The sequence below is a fragment of the Qipengyuania citrea genome (assembly GCF_024171405.1).
GTDB classification, from domain to species: domain Bacteria; phylum Pseudomonadota; class Alphaproteobacteria; order Sphingomonadales; family Sphingomonadaceae; genus Qipengyuania; species Qipengyuania profunda.
This window is the reverse complement of record NZ_JALJZT010000002.1, coordinates 548074-574528: the sequence shown is the minus strand read 5'-3', so window position 1 is coordinate 574528 and position 26455 is coordinate 548074. Positions and strand designations below refer to the sequence as shown.

General features: G+C 65.2%; 22 protein-coding genes and 2 tRNA genes. 10 read left to right on the top strand and 14 right to left on the bottom strand.

Going from position 1 to position 26455, the window contains the following annotated elements:
* Positions 1-103 precede the first annotated feature (103 nt).
* On the bottom strand, positions 104-382 hold the full coding sequence (locus J2S32_RS03665) for a succinate dehydrogenase assembly factor 2 (protein WP_253516411.1): 279 nt from the start codon (positions 380-382) through the stop codon (positions 104-106).
* 150 nt (positions 383-532) lie between these two features.
* Between J2S32_RS03665 and recG the strand changes: the two genes are divergently transcribed.
* Entirely contained in the window at positions 533-2596 is a 2064-nt protein-coding gene (recG, locus tag J2S32_RS03660; protein ID WP_253516409.1) for an ATP-dependent DNA helicase RecG, read from the top strand.
* 27 nt (positions 2597-2623) lie between these two features.
* On the opposite strand, the gene J2S32_RS03655 is transcribed toward recG, so the two are convergent.
* The 3 genes from J2S32_RS03655 to acs all read right to left on the bottom strand — a co-directional run bounded on the left by J2S32_RS03655 (position 2624) and on the right by acs (position 6393).
* Positions 2624-3097 carry a low molecular weight protein-tyrosine-phosphatase gene (locus tag J2S32_RS03655; RefSeq protein WP_253516406.1) on the bottom strand — a complete coding sequence of 158 codons (474 nt, stop codon included), beginning with the start codon at positions 3095-3097 and terminating at the stop codon, positions 2624-2626.
* A 39-nt stretch (positions 3098-3136) separates the two neighbouring features.
* Positions 3137-4327: a GGDEF domain-containing protein gene (locus J2S32_RS03650; RefSeq protein ID WP_253516404.1), complete on the bottom strand. Its 1191-nt coding sequence runs from the start codon at positions 4325-4327 to the stop codon at positions 3137-3139.
* A 116-nt stretch (positions 4328-4443) separates the two neighbouring features.
* Positions 4444-6393, bottom strand: coding sequence for an acetate--CoA ligase (gene acs, locus J2S32_RS03645; RefSeq protein ID WP_253516401.1), 1950 nt, complete (start codon positions 6391-6393; stop codon positions 4444-4446).
* A 126-nt stretch (positions 6394-6519) separates the two neighbouring features.
* Here acs and J2S32_RS03640 point away from each other — a divergent pair, with 126 nt between their 5' ends.
* Positions 6520-8514 carry a TonB-dependent receptor gene (locus J2S32_RS03640; RefSeq protein ID WP_253516399.1) on the top strand — a complete coding sequence of 665 codons (1995 nt, stop codon included), beginning with the start codon at positions 6520-6522 and terminating at the stop codon, positions 8512-8514.
* A gap of 57 nt (positions 8515-8571) precedes the next feature.
* Here J2S32_RS03640 and J2S32_RS03635 read toward each other — a convergent pair whose 3' ends face one another.
* From J2S32_RS03635 to J2S32_RS03625, 3 genes are read right to left on the bottom strand one after another with little or no spacing between them, the layout of a single operon-like run.
* A complete protein-coding gene (locus J2S32_RS03635) occupies positions 8572-9981 on the bottom strand; it encodes an efflux transporter outer membrane subunit (protein ID WP_253516388.1) in 1410 nt (469 codons plus the stop codon).
* Positions 9978-13190, bottom strand: a complete 3213-nt coding sequence (locus tag J2S32_RS03630) for an efflux RND transporter permease subunit (RefSeq protein ID WP_253516385.1) — start codon at positions 13188-13190, stop codon at positions 9978-9980. The genes J2S32_RS03635 and J2S32_RS03630 overlap by 4 nt, the downstream gene beginning before the upstream one ends.
* A 2-nt stretch (positions 13191-13192) precedes the next feature.
* Entirely contained in the window at positions 13193-14356 is a 1164-nt protein-coding gene (locus tag J2S32_RS03625; RefSeq protein ID WP_253516383.1) for an efflux RND transporter periplasmic adaptor subunit, read from the bottom strand.
* A gap of 119 nt (positions 14357-14475) precedes the next feature.
* On the opposite strand from J2S32_RS03625, the gene J2S32_RS03620 reads away from it, so the two are divergent.
* Entirely contained in the window at positions 14476-15045 is a 570-nt protein-coding gene (locus J2S32_RS03620; RefSeq protein WP_253516381.1) for a TetR/AcrR family transcriptional regulator, read from the top strand.
* 139 nt (positions 15046-15184) lie between these two features.
* On the opposite strand, the gene J2S32_RS03615 is transcribed toward J2S32_RS03620, so the two are convergent.
* Positions 15185-15261, bottom strand: a tRNA-Pro gene (locus J2S32_RS03615).
* Positions 15262-15399: 138 nt separating this feature from the next.
* Here J2S32_RS03615 and J2S32_RS03610 point away from each other — a divergent pair.
* From J2S32_RS03610 to J2S32_RS03590, 5 genes are all read left to right on the top strand, one after another.
* The gene (locus tag J2S32_RS03610) at positions 15400-16326 is read left to right on the top strand and encodes a thymidylate synthase (protein WP_367398967.1); all 927 of its coding nucleotides are present in this window, start codon (positions 15400-15402) and stop codon (positions 16324-16326) included.
* Positions 16327-16406: 80 nt separating this feature from the next.
* Positions 16407-17708, top strand: coding sequence for a 3-methyl-2-oxobutanoate dehydrogenase (2-methylpropanoyl-transferring) subunit alpha (locus tag J2S32_RS03605; RefSeq protein ID WP_253516380.1), 1302 nt, complete (start codon positions 16407-16409; stop codon positions 17706-17708).
* On the top strand, positions 17705-18766 hold the full coding sequence (locus J2S32_RS03600) for an alpha-ketoacid dehydrogenase subunit beta (protein WP_253516373.1): 1062 nt from the start codon (positions 17705-17707) through the stop codon (positions 18764-18766). Before J2S32_RS03605 ends, J2S32_RS03600 begins: the two co-directional genes overlap by 4 nt.
* 5 nt (positions 18767-18771) lie before the next feature.
* Entirely contained in the window at positions 18772-20085 is a 1314-nt protein-coding gene (locus J2S32_RS03595; protein WP_253516370.1) for a dihydrolipoamide acetyltransferase family protein, read from the top strand.
* A gap of 18 nt (positions 20086-20103) precedes the next feature.
* A complete protein-coding gene (locus tag J2S32_RS03590; protein WP_253516366.1) occupies positions 20104-20673 on the top strand; it encodes a YdeI/OmpD-associated family protein in 570 nt (189 codons plus the stop codon).
* On the opposite strand, the gene J2S32_RS03585 is transcribed toward J2S32_RS03590, so the two are convergent.
* Positions 20670-20828, bottom strand: coding sequence for a hypothetical protein (locus tag J2S32_RS03585; protein ID WP_253516363.1), 159 nt, complete (start codon positions 20826-20828; stop codon positions 20670-20672). The two genes, J2S32_RS03590 and J2S32_RS03585, sit on opposite strands and share 4 nt — an antisense overlap.
* A 186-nt stretch (positions 20829-21014) precedes the next feature.
* On the opposite strand from J2S32_RS03585, the gene J2S32_RS03580 reads away from it, so the two are divergent.
* Positions 21015-21091: transfer RNA gene (locus J2S32_RS03580), tRNA-Asp, on the top strand.
* 31 nt (positions 21092-21122) lie between these two features.
* Here J2S32_RS03580 and J2S32_RS03575 read toward each other — a convergent pair.
* From J2S32_RS03575 to J2S32_RS03555, 5 genes are all read right to left on the bottom strand, one after another.
* Positions 21123-22559 (bottom strand): MFS transporter, encoded by a 1437-nt coding sequence (locus J2S32_RS03575; protein ID WP_253516360.1) that lies wholly within the window; start codon positions 22557-22559, stop codon positions 21123-21125.
* 49 nt (positions 22560-22608) lie between these two features.
* Positions 22609-22824, bottom strand: a complete 216-nt coding sequence (locus J2S32_RS03570) for a DUF2842 domain-containing protein (protein WP_253516357.1) — start codon at positions 22822-22824, stop codon at positions 22609-22611.
* Positions 22821-23393, bottom strand: a complete 573-nt coding sequence (locus J2S32_RS03565) for a 5-formyltetrahydrofolate cyclo-ligase (RefSeq protein WP_253516353.1) — start codon at positions 23391-23393, stop codon at positions 22821-22823. The genes J2S32_RS03570 and J2S32_RS03565 overlap by 4 nt, the downstream gene beginning before the upstream one ends.
* A 315-nt stretch (positions 23394-23708) precedes the next feature.
* The gene (locus J2S32_RS03560) at positions 23709-24032 is read right to left on the bottom strand and encodes a cell division protein ZapA (protein WP_253516350.1); all 324 of its coding nucleotides are present in this window, start codon (positions 24030-24032) and stop codon (positions 23709-23711) included.
* Entirely contained in the window at positions 24029-24235 is a 207-nt protein-coding gene (locus J2S32_RS03555) for a hypothetical protein (RefSeq protein WP_253516347.1), read from the bottom strand. Before J2S32_RS03555 ends, J2S32_RS03560 begins: the two co-directional genes overlap by 4 nt.
* Positions 24236-24414: 179 nt before the next feature.
* Between J2S32_RS03555 and J2S32_RS03550 the strand changes: the two genes are divergently transcribed.
* Entirely contained in the window at positions 24415-26448 is a 2034-nt protein-coding gene (locus J2S32_RS03550) for a transketolase family protein (protein ID WP_253516343.1), read from the top strand.
* Positions 26449-26455 lie beyond the last annotated feature (7 nt).

Genomic DNA, 26455 nt, shown 5'->3' with positions numbered 1-26455 from the left:
TTCGAAGGGGCCGCGCGTTCCGCACACGCAAGAATGCCCCCTGCCCGGACGGGAAGGGGGTGCGCGATGTGCGAATAGGGAGATAGGGGCTGTGGCTAGCCCGTCAACGCGGAATATCGACGTAGTCGAGTTCCTGCATCGCCGCCATCAACGGCCCCTGGAAGGACGGCGGGGTGGGCTGGGTCTTGAGCGCCCATGCCATGACATCGACATCGTCCTGTTCGAGCAGTGCCTCGAACCAGGCGAGTTCCCCCTCGTCCCAGCTGTCGTGATAGCGATCGAAGAAGCCGCCGATCATGTAATCGGCTTCGCGCGTGCCGCGATGCCAGGCACGAAACTTGGCGCGTTGCTTGCGGCCTTCAAATGTCAGGGCTTGGACCATGGTGGGTCCACTAGCGCCAAACTTTCGCCTCGTCATCCCTGCGTAGGCAGGGATCCAGCGAACATCAGGCCCGAGCGATATCGACAGCTTATCGGGGGGCCCGCCCACACGGGGGTGACGGGCCGTTTTGCCTTGGGCTAGGAAGCGGCGATGCGCCCCGATATCCTCAACCCTCTGTTCGCCGAAAGCGAGACGCTCGACGGCGTGGGCCCCAAGCTGAAGAAACCGCTCGACAAGCTTGGCCTGACGCGGGTGCGCGACCTCGATTACCATCTTCCAGAACGCTTCGTGACGCGCCGCGCGGTCGAGAATGTGGACGAGGCGGGCGAGGGCGAGCAGATCGTCGTCAAGCTGACCGTGACCGAGCATCGCGGCGGCCGGTCGCCGCGCGCGCCCTATCGCGTGCTGGCGCAGGATGCGCTCGGCAATGTGATTGCGCTGACCTATTTCGGCCGCGCTTCCTACACCGCGAGGAAGCAGCTTCCCGAGGGCGAGACGCGCTGGGTGGCGGGCAAGCTCGAACGCTTTGGCGACATGCTCCAGATCGTCCACCCCGACCATGTGGTCGAAGAGGGCGGCGAGACGCTCCAGCGGCTGTGCGAGCCGGTCTATCGCCTGTCCGAAGGGCTGACGCAGCCCAAGCTCGCGGGGCTGGTCGATCAGGCGCTCGCGCGGTCCCCCGAATTGCCCGAGTGGATCGAGCGGTCGCAAGTGGACCAGGAAGGCTGGCCCAGCTGGCGCGATGCGCTGGTGCTGGCGCACAAGGGCGAGAATGCAACGGCGCGCGACCGGCTGGCCTATGACGAATTGCTTGCCAACAGCCTCGCGCTGATGCTGGTCCGCGCGGACAATCGCAAGCGCAAGGGCCAGCAATTGCAGGGCGATGGCAGCTATCGCGCCAAGCTCGACCTGCCGTTCCCGTTGACCGGCGCGCAGAAGCGCTCGATTGCCGAGATCGAAGGCGACCTGGCGCAGGAAGCGCCGATGCTGCGGCTGCTGCAGGGCGATGTCGGGGCGGGCAAGACCGTCGTCGCGCTCGAAGCGATGCTGATCGCGGTCGAGGCGGGGGCACAGGCTGCCTTACTCGCGCCCACCGAGATCCTTGCGCGCCAGCATTACGAAAGCCTGCGCCGCATGGCCGAACCCACCGGCGCGCGCGTGGCGCTGCTGATGGGGCGCGACAAGGGCCGCGCGCGCGAAGCGACGCTGATGGGGCTGCTCGATGGCAGTATCGACCTGGTGGTCGGGACCCATGCGATTTTCCAGGACAAGGTCGCCTATCGCAATCTGGCGATGGTGGTGATCGACGAGCAGCACCGCTTCGGGGTCGGCCAGCGGTTGATGCTCGCCAGCAAGGGCAAGCGCGCGCCGCATGTGCTTGCCATGACCGCAACCCCGATCCCGCGCACGCTGACGCTGGCGCAATATGGCGAGCTCGACGTCAGCCAGCTCGACGAATTGCCCCCCGGCCGGCAGGCGATCGACACGGTGGTGATGGGGCAGGACAAATTGCCCGCGCTGGTCGAGCGGCTGGCCGCGCAGATCGCCGGGGGGCGGCAGGCCTATTGGGTCTGCCCGATGGTTCGCGAGATGGACGGGCCCGAGGATATCGCTGCCGCCGAAGCGCGCTATGCCATGCTGAAGGAGCGGTTCGGCGAGGATGTGGTGATGGTCCACGGCCAGCTTGCCCCCGAACTCAAAGACGCCGCGATGGAACGCTTTGCGCGCGGCGATGCCAAGCTGCTGGTCGCGACCACCGTGATCGAGGTCGGGGTGGATGTCCCCAATGCCACGCTGATGGTGATCGAACAGGCCGAGCGGTTCGGGCTGGCCCAGTTGCACCAGCTGCGCGGGCGCGTGGGCCGCGGTAGCGAGAAGTCCTTTTGCGTGCTGCTGCATGGCGAAACGCTGTCGGAAACCGCGCAGGAACGGCTCAAGCTGATGCGCCAGACGCAGGATGGCTTCCTGCTGGCCGAGGAGGATCTGCGCCTTCGCGGTGGCGGCGAACTGCTCGGCACGCGGCAATCGGGCGACAGCGCGTTCAACGTTGCCACGCTGGAGCAGATCACTGCCTTGCTGCCCAAGGCGCATGACGATGCGCGGTTGTTGATCGAGCGCGACGGCGGTCTCGAAGGCAAGCGCGGCGAAGCGGCGCGCGTGCTGCTCTATCTGTTCGAGCGCGATTTCGGGGTGAAGACGCTGCGCGGCGGCTAGTGGCTGCGCGCGTGCACTGCCGCGGGGTCAGGATGTGTGGTCGAACAGTACCGCAAGCAGCGCGCGGGCACCGGCATCCACTTCGGCCCAGGTCGCACTGAACCCGTCGGCTTCGCCATACCACGGATCGGCCACTTCGCGGCCCTCCTGCCCCGGCACGATATCCAGCAGCATCGCGACCCTGGCCTTGCCGTCACCCGGATCGACTTGCGCGATATTGGCCATGTTCGACCGGTCCATGCCGAGGATATGATCGAACGCATGGAAATCCTGCGCGTGTAGCTGCCGCCCGCGATAGCCGGTGATATCGATGCCGCGCCGCTGCGCTTCGGCAATGCTGCGCGGGTCGGGTGGCTCGCCGACATGGTAATCGGCGGTTCCGGCGCTATCGACCTCGACCTCGAGCCCGGCTTCGCGCGCCGCCTCGCGAAAGGCCGCTTCGGCGAGCGGGGAGCGGCAGATATTGCCGAGGCAGACGAACAGGATACGCGGTGTTGCCATGTGTCCCACCTAATCCGGCGATGCCGGAATGTGCAACCTTCAGGCGGCGAGCCGGACCTGGTTGCGCCCGCCGGTCTTCGCTTCATAAAGCGCGGCGTCGGCGCAGATCATCAGATTGTCGCTATCTTCGCCCGGTTGAAACTCGGCAATCCCGATGCTGGCGGTGACGGGGATGATCGCATCGCCATGGACGATGGGCGCCCCGGCGATCGCTTCGCGCAGGCGTTCGCAGGCGAACCGTGCGGTTTCAATGTCGGCGCGGGGGAGCAGCACGGCAAATTCCTCGCCGCCGATCCGCCCGACCAGATCGCGCTCGCGCAGCGCCTTGGATGCGCGAGCACCGACTTCCTTGATCACTGCATCGCCCGCCGGATGGCCGAACAGATCGTTGACCCGCTTGAAGTGGTCGATGTCGAAAATGGCGAGGCTGAGCTTGCGGTCGCGGTCCAATTCGGCCCGGGCCATCGATCGGGTCAGCGCTTTCATGAAAGCACGCCGGTTGGGCAGCCCGGTCAGCGGATCGGTCAGCGCGAACTGTTCGAGCTCGCGCCGCACCGCATGTTCGCGCGCCAGCGCCTTGCGGACATAGACGGTCGCGAGGATCGACAGCCACAGCAGCAACAGGCCGATACCCGCGAGCATATATTGGTAGCGTTCGTTGGCGATTGCCCGGCTCTGCGCAATCGCCGTGCGCGTGGCGAGTGCGGCGCGCTCGGTGCCCTCGATCTCGTCGAGCGTGCGTATGATCGCTTCGATGGCGTCGCGGTCGCTGCCGCTGCGCATGGTCCGCAGCGCATCGGCCTGGCGTCCGTCGGCGGCGCTGGCGATCATCGATCCGATGACGGTGTCTAGATGGGCGAGATCGGTCTTCAGCGCCCTGATACGGGGGGCCTGGCCGCCATTGTCCGCCAGCAGCCCCGACAGCCGGTCATAGGCGGCGCTGGCACTACGCTTGCCCTCGGTATGGGGGGTCAGGAAGATGCGCTTGCCGGTGAGCAGATATCCGCGCCCGCCGCGGATCTGCTGCAGTGCGGCAGTGCGCAATTGATCGGTTTCGAGCAGGACTTCGAGCGTGTAATCCTGACGGGCCTCGGCCGCCGCGCGCTCGATCGAGGATTGCCACGCGCTCCAGCTGGTGCCGGCAAGCAGCAGCGCGAGGATAATGACGCAGGCGATCAGGAAATAGCCACGCCAATCGGATCCACGCGACCGCGTGGCGATTTGTTTCACCACCCACATTGCGCACGGTCCACATTCATATGAGGCTTATGCAGAAGCCCGGTTAATCACCCGATAACGATAATACGGGCGTTTCCCGCATATCGCTCGATTGGCTGGCGGCAGACCTAGCGGTTCTTGCGCCCCTCGATCAACGCATCGACGACGCTCGGATCGGCAAGCGTCGATGTGTCGCCCAGCGCAGTGAATTCGTTTTCCGCGATCTTGCGCAGGATACGCCGCATGATCTTGCCGCTGCGTGTCTTCGGCAGCGCGGGGGTGAAATGCAGGTGATCGGGTGTGGCGATCGGGCCGATCTCCTGCCGCACATGCGCGCGCAGCGCTCCGGTCAAATCATCATCCGCAACCTCGCCCGCATTGAGCGTGACGTAGCAATAGATGCCCTGACCCTTGATATCGTGCGGGAAGCCGACCACTGCGGCTTCGGACACCCGCGGGTGCAGCACCAGCGCGCTTTCGACCTCGGCCGTACCCATACGGTGGCCCGACACGTTGATCACGTCGTCGACGCGGCCGGTAATCCAGTAATAGCCGTCGCGGTCGCGGCGGCAGCCGTCGCCGGTGAAATACTTGCCCGAATAGGTGCTGAAATAGGTCTGCACGAAGCGCGCGTGATCGCCATAGACCGTGCGCGCCTGGCCGGGCCAGCTGCGAGTGATGCACAGATTGCCCGAGGCCGCGCCGTCGAGCACCTCGCCCTCATTGTCGACCAGCTGCGGACAAACGCCGAAGAACGGCCGGCCCGCGCTGCCCGGCTTCATATCATGCGCGCCGGGCAGGGTGGTGATCATCACGCCCCCCGTTTCGGTCTGCCACCAGGTATCGATGACCGGTAACTCACCCTTGCCGACGGTGTCGTGATACCAGCGCCAGGCCTCCGGATTGATCGGTTCGCCGACGCTGCCCAGCAGGCGCAGTGCGGACAGATCGTGTTTCACCACATGGCTCTCGCCCTCGCGCATGAGTGCGCGGATCGCGGTGGGCGCGGTGTAGAAGATATTGACCTTGTGCTTCTCGCAGACCGCCCAGAACCGGTCGTGATCGGGATAATTGGGCACGCCCTCGAACATCAGCGCGGTGGCCCCGTTCAACAGCGGGCCATAGACGATATAGCTGTGCCCGGTGACCCAGCCGATATCGGCCGTGCACCAGAAGACCTCGCCCTCGCGGTAGTCGAAGACATAGCGGAAGGTCGTCTCGGTCCACACCGCATAGCCGCCCGTGGTGTGCAACACGCCCTTGGGGCTGCCGGTCGAACCCGAAGTGTAAAGGATGAACAGCGGGTCCTCGGCATTCATCGGTTCGCACGGGCAATCGCTCGCCACATCCGCCGAAAGCTCGTGATACCAATGGTCGCGGCCCGGGGTCATCGACACGTCGCCGCCGGTGTGGCGCACGACCAGCACCGCCTTGGCGGGGACCTTGTCCAACGCGGCATCGACATTGGCTTTCAGCGGGATCCGCTTGCCGCCGCGCAGACCTTCATCGGCGGTGACGATCCAGTCGCTCTCGCAATCCTCGACCCGGCCGGCGATCGCCTCGGGGCTGAAGCCGCCGAAAATCACCGAATGGATTGCACCGATCCGCGCGCAGGCCAGCATGGCAAAGGCGCCTTCGGGCACCATCGGCATATAGATCGTCACCCGGTCGCCTTTGGCGACGCCCATCGCCTTGAGCGTATTGGCCATACGGATGACTTCGGCCTGCAGTTCGGCATAGGTGATCCGGCGGACCTCGCCTGCGGGATCGTCGGGCTCGAAGATCAGCGCCAGCCGCTCGCCATGGCCGGCCGCGACATGGCGGTCGACAGCGTTGTGGCAGATGTTGAGCGCGCCATCCTCGAACCATTTGATCGACACCGGATCATAGGACCAGTTGGCCACTGTCCTGGGCGGCGTGATCCAGTCGAGCCGCTGGGCCTGCCCGGCCCAGAAGGCATCGCTGTCCTCGATGCTGCGGGCGTAGAGCGCCTGGTATTCCTCGAGCGGGCAATTGGTCCCTTCGGTCGCTGCCGCGGGCCGTTTTACCCATTGCGAACGCGCATCTGCGTCGGTCATCCCGATTGTCTCCTCTTCCAAGACCATCTCTAGGCAATCGCCGCGCGGCTGCAACGGTTAGCTTGCTCTCGCCTTCACGCGGATCACCGGTTAGGGCACGCGGCGATGCCTATTCTGAGATATCTGATGTCCGGTACAGCCCTCGCGCTGGCCCTTGTCGAACCCGCGGCCGCGCAAGACGCAGATGGGGACGAGGTGATCGTCGTCACCGGTGCGGGTCTCGATACGACTCCCGCTGCGCCCGCTTACGATACGCAGGTGATCGACCGCGACCAGCTGGTTGCGGTTCCTTCGGGCCGGATCGAGGATGCGCTGTCCACGGTCGCCGGGTTCCAGCAATTCCGCCGGTCGGACAGCCGTTCGGCCAATGCCTCGGCGCAAGGGGCGACGCTGCGCGCGCTGGGGGGAAATGCCACCAGCCGCGCGCTGGTGCTGCTCGACGGCGTGCCGATGAGCGATCCCTTCTTCGGCTATATCCCGTTCAGCGCGATCGCGCCCGAGCGGCTTGCGCAGATCCGCGTTACCCGGGGCGGTGGATCGGGGCCGTTCGGCGCAGGCGCGCTCGCGGGTACTATCGAGCTGGAAAGCGCCAGGATCGACGCGCTGGATGGCTTCGCTGGACAGGCGCTCGTCAACGACCGCGGCGAAACCGAACTGTCGGGCAGCGCGGGCGCCAGTCTGGGGAGCGGCTTCGTGGTTGCCTCGGGCCGCTGGGACCGCGGCAAGGGCTTCTTCACCACGCCCGAAGCCGATCGCGCCCCGCTCAGCGCGCGCGCCGCATTCGACGGCTGGTCCGCGCAGATCCGCGGGGTCGCACCCCTGACGCAGGATGTCGAACTGCAGGTTCGCGGGCTGGCCTATCGCGATGAACGCACGCTGCGGTTCGACGGTGCGGACAGCAGCATCGAGGGGCAGGACGCCAGCCTGCGCATGGTCGGGCGCGGTGCGTGGGAATTCGATGCCATCGGCTATGTCCAGGCGCGCAACTTCACCAACATCGTGGTCAGCTCGACCCGCTTCGTGCCCGTGCTCGACCAGCGCAACACGCCGGCGACGGGGCTGGGCGGGAAGTTCGAGATCCGGCCGCCGGTGGGCGGGGCGCATGTCCTGCGGCTGGGCGTCGATTACCGTCGCGCGGAGGGCGAATTGTTCGAAACCGCGATCAGCGCCTTTTCGGGTGCGGTCACCGCGCGCCGCAATGCGGGCGGGACCAATACCGATCTCGGCGTGTTTGCCGAGGATGACTGGACGCTGGGCGCGCTGGTGCTGACCGCGGGGGCACGGCTCGACCGCTGGACCATCCGCGATGGCTTCTACCGCGAGAACGACGGCGCCGGAGCGCTGGTATCGACGACGACCTATGCCGACCGGGCCGGGTGGGACGCTTCCTTCCGCGGCGGTCTGGTTTACCGGGCGAGCGAGGGCGTAGCGCTGCGCGCCGCAGCCTATTCGGGCCTGCGCCTGCCGACACTGAACGAGCTCTACCGGCCCTTCGTGGTTTTCCCCGTGGTGACCCAGGCCAATGCGGCGCTCGAGAACGAACGGCTCGAAGGCTTCGAACTGGGCGTGGACGTGACCCCGGTGCCGGGTGTGGGCCTGTCGCTGACAGCCTTCGACAACCGCGTGAAGAATGCGGTCGCCAATGTCACGCTCGATACGAACCTGCGCCAGCGCCGCAACATCGATGCGGTGCATGCGCGCGGGATCGAGGCGTCTATAGCCGCGACCCTGGGCGAGGTGTCGTTCGATGCCTCGGCGGCATGGACCGATGCCGAAGCGCAAGGTTCGGGCTTCGCCGCGGCGCTCGATGGCAATCGCCCCTCGCAGACCCCGCGCTTCGTCGGCGGCGCGACGCTGGCCTGGCGCCCGGCGGAAAACTGGCTGCTGTCGACCACGCTGCGCCATGTCGGCGCGCAATTCGAGGACGATCTGGAAACCGACCTCCTGCCTGCGGCGACGACGCTCGATGCTTTCGCCCAGGTGCCGCTGACCGACACTATCGCGCTGGTCCTGCGCGGCGAAAACCTCACCGACGAGACCATCGTCACCCGCAATCAGGGCGGCTCGATCGACTTCGGCGTCCCGCGCACGGTCTGGGCCGGCGTAAAAATGGGCTTTTAGCCGCGGCCCGATCCGTTGGGGGCAGGGTAGGCCGTCCTCAGCCCGCCATAGGTCCTCTTAGGGAGAGCGTTCGAGACCCCCGCCCAGCGCCACGAACAGCGTCGTGCCGTTCTGCAGATAAGCCCGGCGCGTGGCGAGCAATTGCTGGCGGGCGGAGAACAGATTGCGTTCGGCATCAAGGACTTCGAGGTAGTCCGCCACGCCTTCGCGGTAGCGCAGGCGCGCCAGTCGCGCGATGCGTTCCTGCGCGGCCACGCCCTGTTCCTGCGCGGCGACCTGCTGGGCCAGCCAGCGGCGTCCGGCAAGTCCGTCCGACACTTCGCGGAATGCGGTCTGGACCGCCTTTTCATACAGCGCGACCTGTTCGGTTTCGCGCGCCCGGGCAAGATCGAGGTCGGCTTCGCGCGCGCCCCAGTCGAAGATCGGCAACGAGATCGAGGGGCCGAACGACCAGCTGAGCCCGTCCGAACCGAACAGATCACCCAGCTCGCTCGAGGCGAAACCGGCGCTCCCGGTCAGCGAAATGCTCGGGAAGAAGGCGGCCCGCGCGGCGCCGATATTGGCGCGCGCGGCGCGCAGCTGTTCTTCGGCGGCGACGATATCGGGCCGGACGAGCATGAGATTCGACGGCGTTGCCGCGTCGAGAACCATCGCGTTTTCCTGCACGACCATCGGCAGCGCGGGAGGCAAATCGGCAGGAAACCCGCCGCCGACCAGCACCGATAGCTGGTTGCGCAGGCGTGCCTGCGCCAGCTTCTCCGATGCCAACTGCTGCTCCGCCGTGGTGAGTAGCGTCTCGGCCTGCCGGAACGGCAGCGCCGAGGTCACGCCGGCATCGAGCCGCAATTGCGCGATCCGCAATCCCTCTTGCCGGCTTTCCAGCGTGGCCTGGGCAAGGTCGATCTGGTCATCGGTTTCGAGCAGCTCGAAATAGGTCGAGGCGACATCGGCAATCAGCGAGAGATAGAAGGCGCGCTGGTTGGCTTCGGTGGCCAGATATTGCGCGCGCGCCGCATCGGACAAATTGGCGACCCGGCCCCAGAAGTCGAGTTCGAAGGATGTGACGCCGACACCGACATCGAAGCGATCGGTGGTCACCGATCCGCTCGCCGCGGGGTCCACCGTGCCGAGCGGTGTGCGGGTGCGGCTGGCCGAAGCATTGGCCACGGCGGTGGGCAGGCGGCGGCTGTCCTGGATGCGGTATTGCGCGCGCGCCTGTTCGATCCGCGCGGTCGCGGCAATCAGGTCGCGATTGTTGGCTACCGCGGTATCGATCAGCGCGACCAGGCGGGGGTCAATGAACCAGTCGCGGTAGGACAGCGTGCTGGCGACGACTGTCCCGTCGGGGCGGTACTCGGGATCGTAAGCCGGGGCACTGGCGAGCGGCGGGCGTGTGTGGTCGGGCGCCATATTGACGCAGCCGGCCAGCGCCAGCGCCATCACACTGGCGCAGAGCATGCGGGTCATGCCGGTTCTCCTTCGAGGTCGCTGGCGGGCGTGGGTTTGCGTTTACCAATGCGCGTGCGGACCAGCAGGTAGAGCAGCGGGATCACGAAAATCCCGATCAGCGTCGCCGCGATCATGCCGCCCATGACGCCAGTTCCGACCGCAATGCGGCTGGCCGCGCCGGCCCCCGTCGACAGCACCAACGGAACCATGCCGAGGATGAAGGCGAGCGAGGTCATGATGATCGGCCGCAGGCGCAGGAGTGCCGCCGTTTTCACGGCCTCGAGCGGGCTCTTGCCGTCGTCTTCCTGCTCGATCGCGAATTCCACGATCAGGATGGCGTTCTTGGCCGCCAGCCCGATGATGGTGATCAGTCCGACATTGAAGTAGATATCCGCCGACAAGCCGCGCGCCATGGTGGACAATACCGCACCCAATACACCCATCGGAACGATCAGCAGTACCGAGAGGGGCACCGACCAGCTTTCGTAAAGCGCCGCCAGCACGAGGAAGACGATCACCACCGACAGGCCCAGCAGCAGGCCGATCTGGCCGCCCGCCTGCTTTTCCTCATAACTGATCCCGGTCCATTCGAAGCCTATCCCTTCGGGCAATTGGCTTGCCAGCTGTTCCATTTCGATCAGCGCCGCACCCGAGGACTGGCCCGGGGCCGCGGTGCCGGAAAGGGTCATCGCCGGATAGCCATTGTAGCGCGCCAGGCTGGGAGGCCCGGCGGTCCATTCTGCCGTGGCGAAGGAACTGAAGGGCACCAGCGCCCCCTGGGCATTGGGGATGCGCAGCGACAGCACGTCCTCGGGTGTCATCCGATGCGGCGCGTCGGCCTGCACCAGCACCTGCAGGACCCGCCCCTGGCGGTTGAAGTCATTGGCATAGGCCGACCCGAAATTGATCGACAACGCATTGTTCACATCGTCCATCGACAGGCCCATCGCGCGGGCCTGAACCCGGTCGACTTCGACATGCAGCTGCGGCGCGGGCGGCTGGTCTTCGGGTCGGATATTGGCCAGCGTCTCGCTTTGCGAAGCCATGCCGAGCAACTGGTTGCGCGCGTCGGTCAGCGCATCGCGGCCCAGACCGGCGCGGTCCTGCAGCTTCATCGTGAAACCGCTGGCCTGGCCGAGCGACTGGATCGCGGGCGGCTGGATCGCGAAAGCCAGCGCATTGTCGAGCCGCATGAACGTCCCCATGGCCTGGCCCACAAGCCCCTCGGCCGAACTCTCGGCTCCGCTACGCTCGCTCCAGTCCTTGAGCGGCGTGAACATCATCGCGTTGTTCTGACCCTGGCCGAAGAAACTGAAACCGCGCACCACGACCACGCGTTCGACTTCCTCGCGCGACTGCCAGAACGCCTCGACCGGTGCGATCGCCTCGTCGAGCCGTTCCTGCGTCGAGCCGGTGGGCGATTGCACCACCGTGATGACATAGCCCTGGTCCTCGGTCGGGAGGAATCCGCCGGGCAGGCGGACGAACAGCAGGCCGGTGATCCCCGCCAGCAGCAGGAAGACCGCGAGACCGCGCATCGGGCGACCGAGGATTGCGGCATTCGTGCGCCCGTATTTCTCGGTCATGCGCGCGAACCAGCGGTTGAAGCCGCCGAAAAAGCGTCCCGCTGCGCGGCGGCCCTGTTCGACCCGTCCGCGCCAGCCTTCGGGCAGCGGGCGCGGTTCGTCCGGCTCGCCTTCGTCTGTCGCATTATGATCCTGGACGTCTTCCATCCGCAGGAAAGTCGCGCACAGCGCGGGCGTCAGCGACAGCGCGAGCACGGCGGAGAAGAAGATCGAGATCGCGAGAGTGACCGAGAACTGGCGGTAGATCCCGCCGGTCGAACCGGGGAAGAAGGCCATCGGCAGGAACACCGCGATCAGGACCAGCGTGATCCCGATGATCGCGCCGGTGATCTGGTCCATTGCCTTGCGCGTTGCCGCAAGCGGGCCAAGCCCTTCCTCGCGCATGATCCGCTCGACATTCTCGATCACGACGATCGCATCATCGACGAGGATGCCGATCGCGAGCACCATGCCGAACAGCGTCAGCACGTTGATCGAAAAGCCGAACAACCACAGGCCCAGACAGGCACCGGCCAGCGCGATCGGGACCACCAGCGTCGGGATCAGCGTCGCGCGCCAGTTCTGCAGGAACAGGAACATGACGAGAAAGACCAGCACCATCGCCTCGATCAGCGTCTTGACCACTTCCTCGACCGAAACCTCGACGAAGGGCGTGGTATCGTAGGGGATCGACCAGGCGACATCGTCGGGCAGGCCCGCACCGATTTCGGCCATCCGTTCGTTGACCCCCTCGGCGGTTGCTAGCGCGTTGGCGCCGGTGGCCAGTTGGACCGCCATCCCGGCCATCGCCTGACCATTGAGCGTGGTCGATGTGGCATAGCTCTGCGCGCCGATCTCGACCCGCGCGACATCGCCCAGCCGGACGCTGGCGCCGCTCGCATCTGCGCGCAGGATGATCCGCCGGAATTCGTCCTCGGTCTCGAACCGGTTCTCGGTCGTGATCGTGGCGGTGATCTGCTGGCCTTCCTGCAGCGGCAACGCGCCCAGCGAACCGCCCGCGGTCTGCGCATTCTGCTCGCGGATCGCGGCCACCACGGCGCTGGGCGAAAGATTGTAGGACGCCAGTTTCTCGGGATCGAGCCAGATGCGCATCGCATATTCGGAGCCGAACAGCGTGACATCGCCGACGCCGGTCACACGGCGCAATTCATCGATCACCTGCGTCGAGGCGATATTGCCGAGATCGGTCGAGTCGAGTGTGCCCGATTCCGACGTCAGCGCGACGATCATCAGGAAGCCCGCGTTCGCCTGACGCACGGTGATGCCCTGGCGGCGGACTTCTTCGGGCAACCGGGCCTCGACCGTGCTCAGCCGGTTCTGCACCTCGGTCTGCGCGATATCGATGTCGGTGCCCGCTTCGAAGGTCAGCGTGATCGAAGCAGTGCCGTTCGAAAGGCTCGAGGAGGCCATGTAGAGGAAACCCTCGACGCCGTTGAGCTGCTGTTCGATCACCTGCGTGACGTTCTGTTCGAGCGTCTCGGCATCGGCGCCGGGATAGACCACGTTGATCGCCAGCGAAGGCGGGGCGACCTCGGGATATTGTTCGATCGGCAAGGCGCGCAGGGCGATGAAGCCCGACAGCAGGATGCCCAGCGAGATCACCCAGGCGAAGATCGGCCGGTCGATGAAGAAACGCGCCATGATCAATCGGCCTTTGCAGCGGGCGTGGGGGCTGCGGCCTTGCGGCCGGTGGCTGCATTGGCGATCTGCACGGGCATGCCGGGCTGCAGTTTCTGCAGGTTCGACACGATCACCCGGTCGCCGGGCTGGAGCCCGCTTTCCACGACCCAGCTATCACCCATCAGCTGGCCAAGCTTGACCGGGCGGACCGCGGCCTTGCCATCCTTGTCGACGATCATCACCGTGCCGCCCGCATCGGCCACTGTGACCGCGCGCTGCGGAATGGCGATTACATCGGTGACCTTGCCGGCATAGATCCGCGCGTTGACGAATTCGCCCGGCAGCAGGAGCCCGTCGGGATTGGGGAATTCGGCGCGCAGCTGGACCGTGCCGGTCGCCTCGTCGACCGAGAAGTCGAGGAATTCGATCAGGCCGGGCAGTTCGTATTCGGTGCCATCGGGGAACAGCAGCCGGACCTCGACCGCATCCCCGGGAGCAAGGTCAAGCTGACCGCTGGCAATCGCGCGGCGAATCTGGAGCACTTCGGTGGCCGATTGCGAGAAGGAGACGTAGATCGGCGAAATCTGCTCGATCCGCGTCATCAGCGTCCCCTCCGCCTGCGACACCAGCGCGCCTTCGGTCACCGCAGCACGTCCGGCGCGGCCCGAAATCGGTGCGCGAACCGTGGTATAGCCGAGCTGGAGCGAGGACGCGCGCAGCTGCGCCTCGATCTGCGCGACATTGGCATTGGCCTCGCGCGCGGCGGCCTGCGCGGCGTCGAATTCCTGGCCGCTGATGGCATTCTCGGCAACCAGCGGGCGATAGCGTGCGACCACCGCATTCGCATTTGCGGCAGTGGCCTTGGCGCGGTCGAGGCTGGCCTGCGTCTGCGCAAAGCTCGCGCGCAGTTCCGCCGGGTCGATGCGGAACAGTGCCTGCCCCTGTCCGACGTCGGTGCCCTCTTCATAGACCCGCTGCTGGACGATCCCGGTGACCCGTGCGCGGACTTCCGCGACCCGGACCGGCTCGACGCGTCCGGGCAGTTCGAGAATGTTGTCGAGATCGGTTTCGCCAACCGTGATCGTGCGGACCGGGATGGCCTGGCCCTCTGGCGCCGTATCGGGTGACGAGCAGGCGGCGGCTACGAGACCGAGCAGAAGCAGGAGCAGAGTGCGAAGATGCGTCATGGGGATTCCTTGCGAGGGGCGACTCACCCTGCGACCGGTGGTGCGATTAGCGCCGCGTTTTGACAATTTCGATACACTTGTAAATTGACATTTTTGCATCAGATGTCCAGTTAACCTGCATGGAAGAGAGAGCATGCAGGATCGCCGCGGCGGGCTATGGGGTCATCAGCCAGTACGGCATCAGACGCGCAACAATGAACGATGTCGCTACGGCAGCGGGAGTTTCGCGGCAGACCATATACAATGTCTTCCCGAATCGCGAGGCGCTGCTGCTCGGTGTTGCGCGCTATCATTTCGAATCGAAGTGGAGGGCGATACGCGAGTTCTGCGCCACGACCCCTGACCGGCGTGAACGGTTCCAGGCCTTGCTCGACAATCTGGTCATCGAGCCATGGGAATCGATGCAGGCGATGCCGCATGCCGACGAGCTCGAGCTCGAACTGGCCACCACGATCAAGCAGGAACTCGTCGAGGTTCACCTCGAGGCACAGCGCAATCTTTGTGAATTCCTGCTCGAATATCAGGAAGCGCTCGAACGCCGGCACATTACCGCCAAGGGGCTCGGCGAAATGCTCCACCATTCGATCGTCGGCCTGAAAATGAGCACCACGACGCGCGAACAGATCGAATCCGTCGCCGCCACCATGCTGGCCTGCCTGCTCGCGCTTACCGATCCGGCCGGCGCGTAAAGCGGGTATTGGCCTGTGTTCCGGGACGCATCCGGACACGCCGAAAGCGGCTAGTGATCAGCTCAAATCGCGCGCGGCCGCGTGCCGTTCCGCCACAGGGACGCAAGCGGATCCTCGATCTGGATGCTACAATAGAAGTTGGTCGGGGAGAGAGGATTCGAACCTCCGGCCCCTGCCTCCCGAAGACAGTGCTCTACCAGGCTGAGCTACTCCCCGACCGGATCGGCCCGCGGCTTTGTGAAGCCTTGGGTGCGAAGCAAGGCGCGCCCTATAGGTGGGGATTGCGGCACACGCAAGCAGGCAATTCGGGCAAATCGGGCCTAGGAAGAATCTCCGCAGCAAAACGAGCATCCCGTGTCCGAATCGCACCCTGAACAGCCCTATCTCGAACTCATGCGCCGCATCTGGTCGGAGGGTGACGAACGGATGGACCGGACCGGCGTCGGAACGCGGTCGGTCTTCGGCGCGATGCTGCGGTTCGACCTCGCCGATGGCGCGATGCCGCTGGTGACCACCAAGCGGGTCTATTGGAAGACCGCGACGCGCGAATTGCTGTGGTTCCTTACGGGCAACACCAACATCCGTCCGCTCATGCTCCAAGGGGTCAAGATCTGGAACGAATGGCCGCATGCGCGCTATGTCGCGGAAACGGGCGATCCGGTCCCGCTGGAGGATTTCGTCCAGCGGATCGCCGACGACGAGGCTTTCGCTGCGCGCTGGGGCGACCTCGGCCCGGTCTATGGCAAGCAATGGGTCAACTGGCCGACATATGAAGCGCAAAGCGACGGCAGCTACCGGCCGGGGCCGGGGATCAACCAGGTTGCTGAGGTGGTCGAATCGCTGCGCAGCAATCCGGGCAGCCGGCGGCATATCATCGAGGGCTGGAACGTCGCCGAACTGGATGCGATGGCGCTGCCGCCGTGTCACAAGACCTACCAATTCCATGTCGCGGGGGACCGCCTCAACTGCTTGCTCTACCAGCGCAGCTGCGATGTCGCGCTGGGGCTGCCGTTCAACCTGTGGTCGGCAGCGCTGCTGACGCGGATGATCGCGCAGCAGGTCGGCCTCGAGCCCGGCGAGCTCATCTGGACGGGCGGGGACACGCATCTCTATCTCAACCACGAAGCGCTGATCGACGAGCAGCTGTCGCGGGAACCGCAGGGCCGCCCGCGCCTTGAGATAATGCGGCGTCCGCCTTCCATCTTCGACTACGCGATCGAGGATTTCGTGGTTCACGATTACACGCCGCACGCGCCGATCAAGGCGCCCGTAGCGGTGTGATTCGGCCCCTGACTTGACCGTTTCCCATCCGTGAAATAAAATAACGCTTAAGCGTAAGATTGCGTCTGGGAGACGATTCTATGGCCGACAGGCCCAAGGGTAGTGCAGAAGGCGAGAACCGTCCGGCTCTCTCGCTGCATGTGCCCGAACCCAAGTTCCGGCCGGGCGACACGGTCGATTTCTCGCACATCGACGTGCCCGAGGCCGGCAGCATGGCGCGGCCCGACGAGGCCTGTGACCCTGCGGAGATGCGCGATCTGGCTTATGGGCTGGTCCGCGTGCTGGGCGATGACGACAAGGCACACGGGCCGTGGGATCCCAAGCTCGACGCGGACACGCTGCGCGCCATGCTCGGCCACATGGCGATGACGCGCGCGTTCGACGAACGCATGTTTCGCGGCCAGCGGCAGGGCAAGACCAGCTTCTATATGAAGTGCACCGGCGAGGAGGCGACCAGCGTCTCGGCCTCGATGGCGCTGGCGGGGGACGACATGGTCTTTCCCAGCTACCGCCAGCAGGGCATCCTGATCCAGCGCGGTTACCCGCTGATCGAGATGATCAACCAGATCTACTCGAACAAGGGCGACAAGCTGAAGGGCCGCCAGCTGCCGATCATGTATTCGAGCCGCGAGCACAGCTTCTTCACCATCAGCGGCAATCTCGCGACGCAGACCCCGCAGGCGGTGGGCTGGGCAATGGCCAGCGCGATGAAGGGCGACAGCCGGATCGCCGCGACGTGGGTGGGCGAGGGCAGCACCGCGGAGGGCGACTTCCATTCGGCCTGCACCTTCGCGACGGTGTATAATGCACCGGTTATCCTCAACGTTATCAACAACCAGTGGGCGATCTCCAGCTTCAGTGGTTTCGCCGGGGCGGAGCGCACCACCTTCGCCGCACGCGCGCTGGGCTATGGCCTTGCGGGTCTGCGGGTCGACGGCAATGACGCGCTGGCCTGTTATGCCGCCGAGCGTTGGGCGGCGAACCGCGCGCGGGCCAATGCCGGGCCGACGTTGATCGAGTTCTTTACCTACCGCGCCGAAGGGCATTCCACCTCGGACGATCCCAGCGGCTACCGCAGCGCGCAGGAGCGCAGCGAATGGCCGCTCGGCGATCCGGTTATGCGGCTGAAGAACCACCTTATCGCGCTTGGCGAATGGGACGAAGAGCGGCAGGAGAAGATGGACCTCGAGGCCGCCGAACACGTCAAGAAGGTGACCAAGGAAGCCGAGGCCAACGGTATCCTCGGCCACGGCCTGCATCACCCGTTCCGCACCATGTTCGAAGATGTCTTCGAAGAGCTTCCCTGGCACCTGCGCGAGCAGGCCGACCAGGCGGTGCACGAGCGCAAGACCAAGTTTCCCGAAGGATTGCCCGAGGCATGAGCGAGACCCAGACCAAGGACATGCCCGCAGGCACGCAGGACGGCGAACGCCGCCTCAACATGATCGAGGCGATCAACGATGCGCTCGACGTGTCGATGGGCCGCGACGACGATGTCGTGGTGATGGGCGAGGACGTCGGCTATTTCGGCGGCGTCTTCCGCTGCACCGCGGGGCTGCAGGACAAATACGGCAAGACGCGCGTGTTCGACACGCCGATCAACGAATGCGGGATCATCGCGGTGGCGGTGGGGATGGGCGCCTATGGCCTGCGTCCGGTGCCCGAGATCCAGTTCGCCGATTACATTTACCCCGGCCTCGACCAGCTGATCTCGGAGGCGGCGCGCCTGCGCTATCGCTCGGCGGGCGAATATATCGCACCGATGACCGTCCGATCGCCATTTGGCGGGGGCATCTTCGGCGGACAGACGCACAGCCAGAGCCCCGAGGCGATCTTTACGCATGTCTCGGGCCTCAAGACGGTGATCCCGGCCACGCCCTATGACGCCAAGGGGCTGTTGATCTCGTGCATCGAGGACAACGACCCGGTCATCTTCTTCGAGCCCAAGCGCATCTACAACGGTCCGTTCTCGGGCTATTACGACAAGCCCGTGCAGCCGTGGAAGAAGTTCGACGCCAGCGTAGTGCCCGAAGGCTATTACAAGATCCCGCTGGGCAAGGCGCGGCAGGTCACCGAAGGCGACCGGCTGACCGTCCTCGCCTATGGCACGATGGTCCATGTGGTCGAGGCGGTATGCCGCGAAAAAGGCGTCGAAGCCGACATCCTCGACCTGCGTACGCTGGTCCCGCTTGACATCGAGGCGATCGAAGCCTCGATCGAACGCACCGGGCGCTGCCTGATCGTACACGAAGCGACCCGGACGAGCGGTTTCGGGGCGGAGCTTTCCGCGCTGGTGACCGAGCGCTGTTTCTATCATCTCGAAGCCCCGGTCGAACGCGTGACCGGCTTCGACACGCCCTATCCCCACAGCCTCGAATGGGCCTATTTCCCCGGTCCGATCCGCATCGGCGAGGCCATCGACAAGATCCTCAAGGACTGATCCCCATGGCGAAATTTACCTTCAACATGCCCGATATCGGCGAAGGCATCGCCGAGGCCGAGATTGTGCAATGGCACAAGCAGGTGGGCGATCAGATCAGTGAAGACGAAGAATTCGTCGACATGATGACCGACAAGGCCACCGTGCCGATGGAAAGCCCCGTGAACGGCAAGATCCTCGAGATCGCCGGCGGGGAGGGCGACATGGTATCGATCGGCTCGATGCTCGTTGTCATCGAGGTCGAAGGCGAAGTGCCAGAGGATGTCGTCGAGGAAGCCGCGCCTGCAACCGAGGCTGCGCCCGCATCGGCCCCCGCGCCGAAGGACGAGGCGGTCGAGGAACGGATCGAGGTCGAGAACTCGGATGCGTCAGATGCCGACGATGCGCTGGCCGCCGATCCGCAGCCCGAGCCGCTTCCTGCGCCGACGCCCGCGCCCGAACCGGTCCAGCACGCCAAAGTTCTCGCCACCCCGGCGGTGCGCAAGCGCGCCAAGGACCTCGGCGTCGACCTGGCGCAGGTGAAGCCAGCCGAGGACGGCCGCGTGCGCCACGGCGATCTCGACCAGTTCCTGTCCTACAACGCAGGCTATGGCGCCGCAGCGGCACCGCGTGCGGATGAGGAGAAGAAGGTCATCGGGATGCGCCGCCGCATCGCCGAGAACATGGCCGCATCGAAGCGCAACATTCCGCATTTCTCCTATGTCGAGGAATGCGATGTCACCGATCTGGAAGTGCTGCGTGCGCAGCTCAACAGCAATCGCGGCGACAAGCCCAAGCTGACGATCCTGCCGCTGCTGATCACTGCGATCTGCAAGACGCTGCCCGACTTCCCGATGATCAACGCCCGTTACGACGACGAAGGCGGCGTGGTGACGCGTCACGGCGCGGTGCATCTGGGCATGGCTGCGCAGACCGATGCCGGGCTGATGGTCCCGGTGATCCGGGACGCGCAGGCGAAGAACCCGTGGCAGCTCGCCAACGAAATCTCGCGCCTGGCCGAAGCGGCGCGGAGCGGCACGGCCAAGAGCGAGGAATTGCAGGGCGGCACGCTGACGGTCACTTCGCTCGGCCCCCTCGGCGGTGTGGCGACGACACCGGTTATCAATCGCCCCGAAGTCGCGATCATCGGCCCCAACCGCATCATCGAACGGCCGATGTATGTCACCGGCAGCGATGGCGCCGAGCGGATCGAGAAGCGCAAGCTGATGAATATCTCGATTAGCTGCGACCACCGCGTGGTCGATGGCTGGGACGCGGCGAGCTTCGTCCAGGCGCTCAAGAAGCTGCTCGAAACCCCGGCGCTGATCCTCGTGGATTGATCTGCTAGGCTGTCACGCATGACGCGTGACAGCCGAGTCGACGAATACATCGACAGGGCGCAGCCTTTTGCGCAGCCGATCCTGCACCACATTCGCGATCTCGTGCACCGGGCGCTGCCCGATGCGGTCGAGGCGATCAAATGGGGCGTCCCGCATTTCGTGGTGGGCGGGAAGAATGCTGTCGGGATGGCGGCGTTCAAGAACCATGCTTCCCTAATGCTGTGCAGCGAAGAATTCGCTGGCGGCGGAATGGGAAATTTCGGCCGGATCACCGCGCTCGACATGCTTCCCGCCGATGATGAGCTGATCGCGCGGTTCAAACGGGCGGCCCAGGATGCGCAAGCGCCTATGGCCGCCCGGCAGAGGCCGAAGCCGCCGATCGCGATGCCCGACGATTTCCGCGATGCGCTCGCCAGGTGCGACGGTGCGAGCGCCGTCTGGGAGGGTTTTACCGATGCCCAGCGACGCGACTATCTCGACTGGGTGGTGAGCGCCAAACGCGAAGCAACCCGCGCGAAACGCATCGCCACCGCTGCCGCATGGATCGGCAAGGGCAAGCGGCGTAACTGGAAATATGAAAGCTGTTAGGGCCGCTGGGCGAGGCGGCTAATCCGCGTATCGCCGTCGCCGCCGGACCCCGGTGCGATATAGGCCGATTGCTGGATGCCGAAAGCCGATTGGGTCGCAACTCCGCCGGCACAAAGCAGGCCGATGGAAAAGGCGAGAATGGCTCTTGTCAGCATGTCAGCCCCCCATTTCACCTCGCGTGCAAAGTCTGATCAGATTATCGCCAAAGAGGGTTAAAAATGGGTAAATCCGGTCCCGGTTTCGGCGCGTGCGGACAAGTGCCAAAAAACCGCAACATCGGCCATTGACAGGAATCGGACCCTGCCTTAGTGGCGCGGCTCCCAAGCGGTGCAACGCTTCAAGCGGGTGTAGCTCAGATGGTTAGAGTGCCGGCCTGTCACGCCGGAGGTCGCGGGTTCGAGCCCCGTCACTCGCGCCACTTGGGACGTTTTCTGACAATAGTCTGACGCCTAGGCGGATGCGGATTTTTCCGCATCCGCCAGTCGGCGCAGGTTCTCTTCATGCATGCCTTTGTCGATCCGGTAACGCGCAATGAAGAACAGCGCGGAAAGCCACAGGATCAGCAATGCGGGCGCGTAGGACGCACCCAGCCGCCACAGGATATCGGGGTCCACGCTCGCCGGGTCGGCACCTTCGGGAAAGTCGATCAGCGACAGGATCAGGCCCGCCGCGAGCACGCCGAACCCCTGCGTGGTTTTGCGCGTGAAGGTCATCGCCGCATAATAGACGCCTTCCGAACGCCGACCGGTGCGCACCTGATTGGCTTCGACCAGGTCGGCGATCATCGAATAGGCCACCGCCTGCACCGCAATTATCAGCGCCAGGTCGATCACATTGATACCCAGCACCAGCGGGAACAGCAGCGGGTCGCCGTTTTCGGGCATCAGCCCGGCCAGCCGCAGCAGGACGGGGGAGGGTTGGATGGTGAAGGCGAGCAGGCCCAGAACGATGGTCGCGCGCTTCTTGCCGAGTTTGCGGGTCGCCCATGGCGCAATCAGGAAACCGATCACGGCGGAGAGCAGCACCGAGCAGGTCCAGATGAAGATCTGAAACTCGCTGAACCCCCAGAAATAGTTGAGTATCAGGAAGGCGAGCGCCGCCGACAGTCCGGTAGCAATGGCGAACAGCACGGTGGCGACGAACAAAGCGAGGAAGCTTTTCTCGCTCAGCGTCTCGATCATCTCGCTGAAGATGCGCCCGATGCTGAACCGCTCGCCCCGCGCGACCGGGCGGTGGAGATGGGGAATACGGCTATGCGTTCCCAGTGCCGAAATCATGATCGTTGCGAATATCAGTACCGACGCGATGATCCCGTATTGCGCATAGGCTTCCGGATCGCGCATTCCCAGCGGCCCGGTGAAGAGAAATCCGAATACGACAATGCTCATCACGGTGCCGCCCGACCAGCCGAACAGCAGGCGATAGGCCTGCATGCTGGTGCGTTCGTCGTAATCGGCGGTCAGCTCGGGAATAAGCGCCGAGCTGGGCGTTTCGTAAAAGGTGATGAAGGTGCGGATCAGCACCGCCAGCGCGGTGAGGTAGAGGAACAATCCCGCCTGGCCCCAGTCGGGCGGATTCCACAGCAGGAAATAGCTCAGCGAAACGGGCAGTGCCGCGGCATACATGAAGGGATGGCGCCGTCCCCAGCGACTGCGCAGATTGTCGGACCAATAGCCGACCAGCGGATCGCTGATCGCATCGACCACCAGTGCAATCAGGATCGCCAGCCCGACGAGGCCGGGTTCGAGCCCCACAACCGTGCCGTAGAACAGCAAAAGGAAATAGTCGAAGCCGCCGTTCTTGATGCCGAACGCGGCAGCGCCCGATCCGTGCGCCAGCTTGAGCCAGACCGACGGTTTGTCGGCCACCGCTTCGCGTGTGGTCATGCCCTCTCCCTTGGGCAGGGAGGCTAGGGTAGGGCAGTCTACTTGGCAATCAGCTCCAGCGGCCGGTTTCCATCCAGATGAGGAAGCGCCGCAGCGGGAGCAGCCAGACAAGCCCCAGCACGACATAGATCAGCGTCTGGACCAGCGTCGGCCAGTCGCCGATCAGCCCGGGCGCATAGCGCGCGATAACCACGCCATAGATGGTCAGACCCAGCAGCAATCCGAGGATGCCGACCGGGATGCGCCAGGTGGGTTCTTGCCTCATGCGAACGGTCCATAGATGCGGGTGGGCGTAACGACTGCCGCAAGCGGGATATCGTGCGCCTCGGTGGGCAGGTCATCGACCCGCTGGCCGTCCCAGGCAAGCCCGATGGCAGTCGTTTCCGGGTGGTCTGCGAGCCAGCGGTCGTAATGCCCGCCGCCCTGGCCAAGCCGGGCGCCTTCGGCAGTGAACCCGACCAGCGGCACGAACAGCACGCGCGGTTCCAGCGCCGCGGCATCGGCCCTGGGTTGCAGCGGTCCGAACGGGCCGGTCTCGAGATCGCTTTCGCCAAACGGGTCGCTGAACTGCGCGAAGTGCATCGCCGCGCCGCGGTCGGCGAAGCGGGGCAGGGCGAGATCGTACCCCTGTTCGAAGAAGAATTTGGCATAGGACGCCGCGGGCGCTTCATAGGGATTGGCGCGGTACAGGCCGACCACGGCACCTTCGGGGACCAGTTCGAGCAGCGGCGCGGGCGGGCGCTTGAATACCAGCGCGCGCATGTTTTCGGGTAGCGCGGTGGCTTCCTCGCGCCGCGTAATGCGCAGGTGTTTGCGAAGCTCGTCCTTGGTCACGCGGAAGTCCTTATCGGTAGAGGCGCGGGGCGTCCAACGGCCTCGCTCGTGGGTGCGCTATCACCATGTGTCGATGGCTGTCGGCGCCGCCCGGTGAAGGGCGCGGGCTGGTGCCGATAGCTAGTCCGGAAAGTGGCGGGACCACCATGGGTCGTTTCCGGCGAAATCCTCTGACGCGTAAACGTCAGGTGGGTTCCGTATGTCCCGGTCCCACGGCCGAACCGGTAGACTAGGACAGGGACAGCTCCCTAGGAATGCTTATAGCCTCAGGGATGTTCATGCGGCTCGTGCCGGGTAGCCCCGCCATCATGCTATCTAGGACGCGGGGGCCTCGCCCTCAAGGGTCGATGCCGCATTCTCCAGCGCCGCCGCCATCCGTTCGAGCTGTCCGGCCAGCCGCTCGGTGTCGAAATCGGGTTCCGGGGGCGGCTCTGCCGCGCGTTTGGCCTCGTCCAGTTCATCGGCCACCAGCAAGGCGGCGAACAGCAGGTTCTTGGCTTCATAGCTCGACAGGTTGGCGCCCATCGAGCCCAGCTTGCTGTCGATTATGCCGGCCAGCCGCTGGACGTGATCTTCCTGCCCATCGGCGCAGGAAACGGTGTAATTGCGCCCGCCGACCGCCAGTTTGACATCGCTCATGGGGCCCGCCCTTCGATCAGGGCGTCGAGCTGCGAGATGGTGGTCGTCACGCTTTCGCGCAGCGCCTCGTGGCGGGCGACGAGTTCGGCATTGGTCGGCGCGTCCGGCGCGGGAGAATGCGAGGCAAGCGCGGCCTGCGTTTCGATCCGCGCCAGCGCGCGGTCGATGCGGTCCATCGCCGATTGAATGCGTTGCGAACTCATGACACCGTGGGAAATACCAAGATTGCCGCGTCCGGTCAAAGGCTTGGCCTATTCTGTTGATAAGTGGAATGAGGGAATTGCCGGCTGTGCATGGCGCGGAGCGCGGGTTGACCTCGCGCCTACGCTCCGCGAAGGCTTCGCGCGCGTCGAATCGACCCAGTTTCCGGAGAATAAATCCCATGAGTCTTGCCACCGCTCGCATGGTCCAGATGGCCAATGCCATCAGGGCACTTTCGATGGATGCGGTGCAGGCGGCGAATTCGGGGCACCCCGGCATGCCGATGGGCATGGCCGATGTCGCGACCGTGCTCTGGAGCGACTATCTCAAGCACGACCCCGCCGCACCCGACTGGGCGGATCGCGACCGCTTCGTGCTCAGCGCGGGCCATGGCTCGATGCTGATCTACAGCCTGCTCCACCTGTCGGGCTATGCCGCCCCGACGATGGAGGACATCCGCAATTTCCGCCAGCTTGGCAGCCCTTGCGCCGGACATCCGGAGAACTTCCTGCTCGACGGCGTCGAAAGCACCACCGGCCCGCTTGGGCAGGGTCTGGCGATGGCGGTGGGCATGGCGATTGCCGAGCGGCACCTCAACGCGGGATTCGGCGACGACCTCGTCGACCACCGCACCTGGGTAATCGCGGGTGACGGCTGCCTGATGGAAGGCATCAACCACGAAGCGATCGGTCTTGCCGGTCATCTCAAGCTCGGCCGCATGAACGTGCTGTGGGACGACAACAACATCACCATCGACGGGACCACCGACCTGTCGACCAGCGAAGACATCAAGGCGCGCTACGAAGCGACCGGCTGGCATGTCGTCAGCTGCGACGGGCACGACTTCGACGACATCCGCCGCGCGCTCGATGAAGCGGTGGCCGACGAACGGCCCTCGCTGGTCGCGTGCAAGACGGTCATCGGCAAGGGCTCACCCAACAAGCAGGGCACCAGTGCCACCCACGGCGCACCGCTGGGCGACGATGAAATCGCTGCAGTCCGCGAGGCGCTGGGCTGGGAGGCGGCGCCGTTCGAAATCCCCGAACAGGTGCTGTCCGACTGGCGCGGGACGGCCGAGCGTGGTTCGGCGGCGCGGGCCGAATGGCGCAACCGGCTCGAGGCGCATGGCGACAAGGCCGAATTCGAACGCCGGATGGCGGGCGATCTTCCCGAGAACTTCAGCCTGGACACTTATATCCAGTCGCTGATCGACGAACCGCAGAAGGTCGCGACGCGCAAGGCGAGCGAGATGACGCTGGGCGAAATCAACGCCAACCTGCCCGATACGATCGGCGGCAGCGCCGACCTGACCGGGTCCAACAACACCAAGGCGGGGGGCGTCGGCCCGTTCACCGCCGACGACCGCAGCGGACGCTATATCTATTACGGCATTCGCGAATTCGGCATGGCCGCGGCGATGAACGGCATGGCGCTGCATGGCGGTGTGATCCCCTATGGCGGCACCTTCCTGGTGTTCACCGACTATTGCCGCGCCGCGATCCGCCTGTCCGCGCTGCAGCAGGCCCGCGTGGTTTATGTCATGACGCATGACAGCATCGGGCTGGGTGAAGACGGGCCGACGCACCAGCCGATCGAACACATCCAGTGTGAAGACGGGCCGACGCACCAGCCGATCGAACACATCCAGTCGCTGCGGATGATCCCGAACCTGCTGGTCATGCGCCCCGCAGACACGGTCGAAACCGCCGAATGCTGGGACATCGCGCTGCGCGAGAAGGACCGCCCGACGGTTCTTGCGCTGACCCGCCAAGGGCTGCCGCAGCTGCGCACCGAGGCGGCTGCGGAGAACCTCAGCGGACGCGGGGCCTATCGTCTCAAGGCCGCTGAATCGCCGCGCCGGGTCATCCTGATCGCGACCGGATCGGAAGTCAGCCTGGCGACCGAATGCGCCGCCGAACTGGAAAAGGCGGGCATCGGCGCGGACGTCGTCTCGATGGTCTGCACCCAGCTGTTCGACGAGCAGGACGATGCCTACAAGGCAGACCTGCTTCCCGATGTTTCGCCCGACGAAACGCTTCGCGTCAGCATCGAGGCGGGGACGACATTCGGCTGGGATCGCTACACGATGACCAAGGGTCTGCGGATCGGCATCGACCGCTTCGGCGCTAGCGCGCCAGCGGGTGATCTGTTCGAGAAATTCGGCTTCACTGCGGACGCCATCGTTCCGCAAATCATGAACAAACTGAACGGTTAAGCAGGAG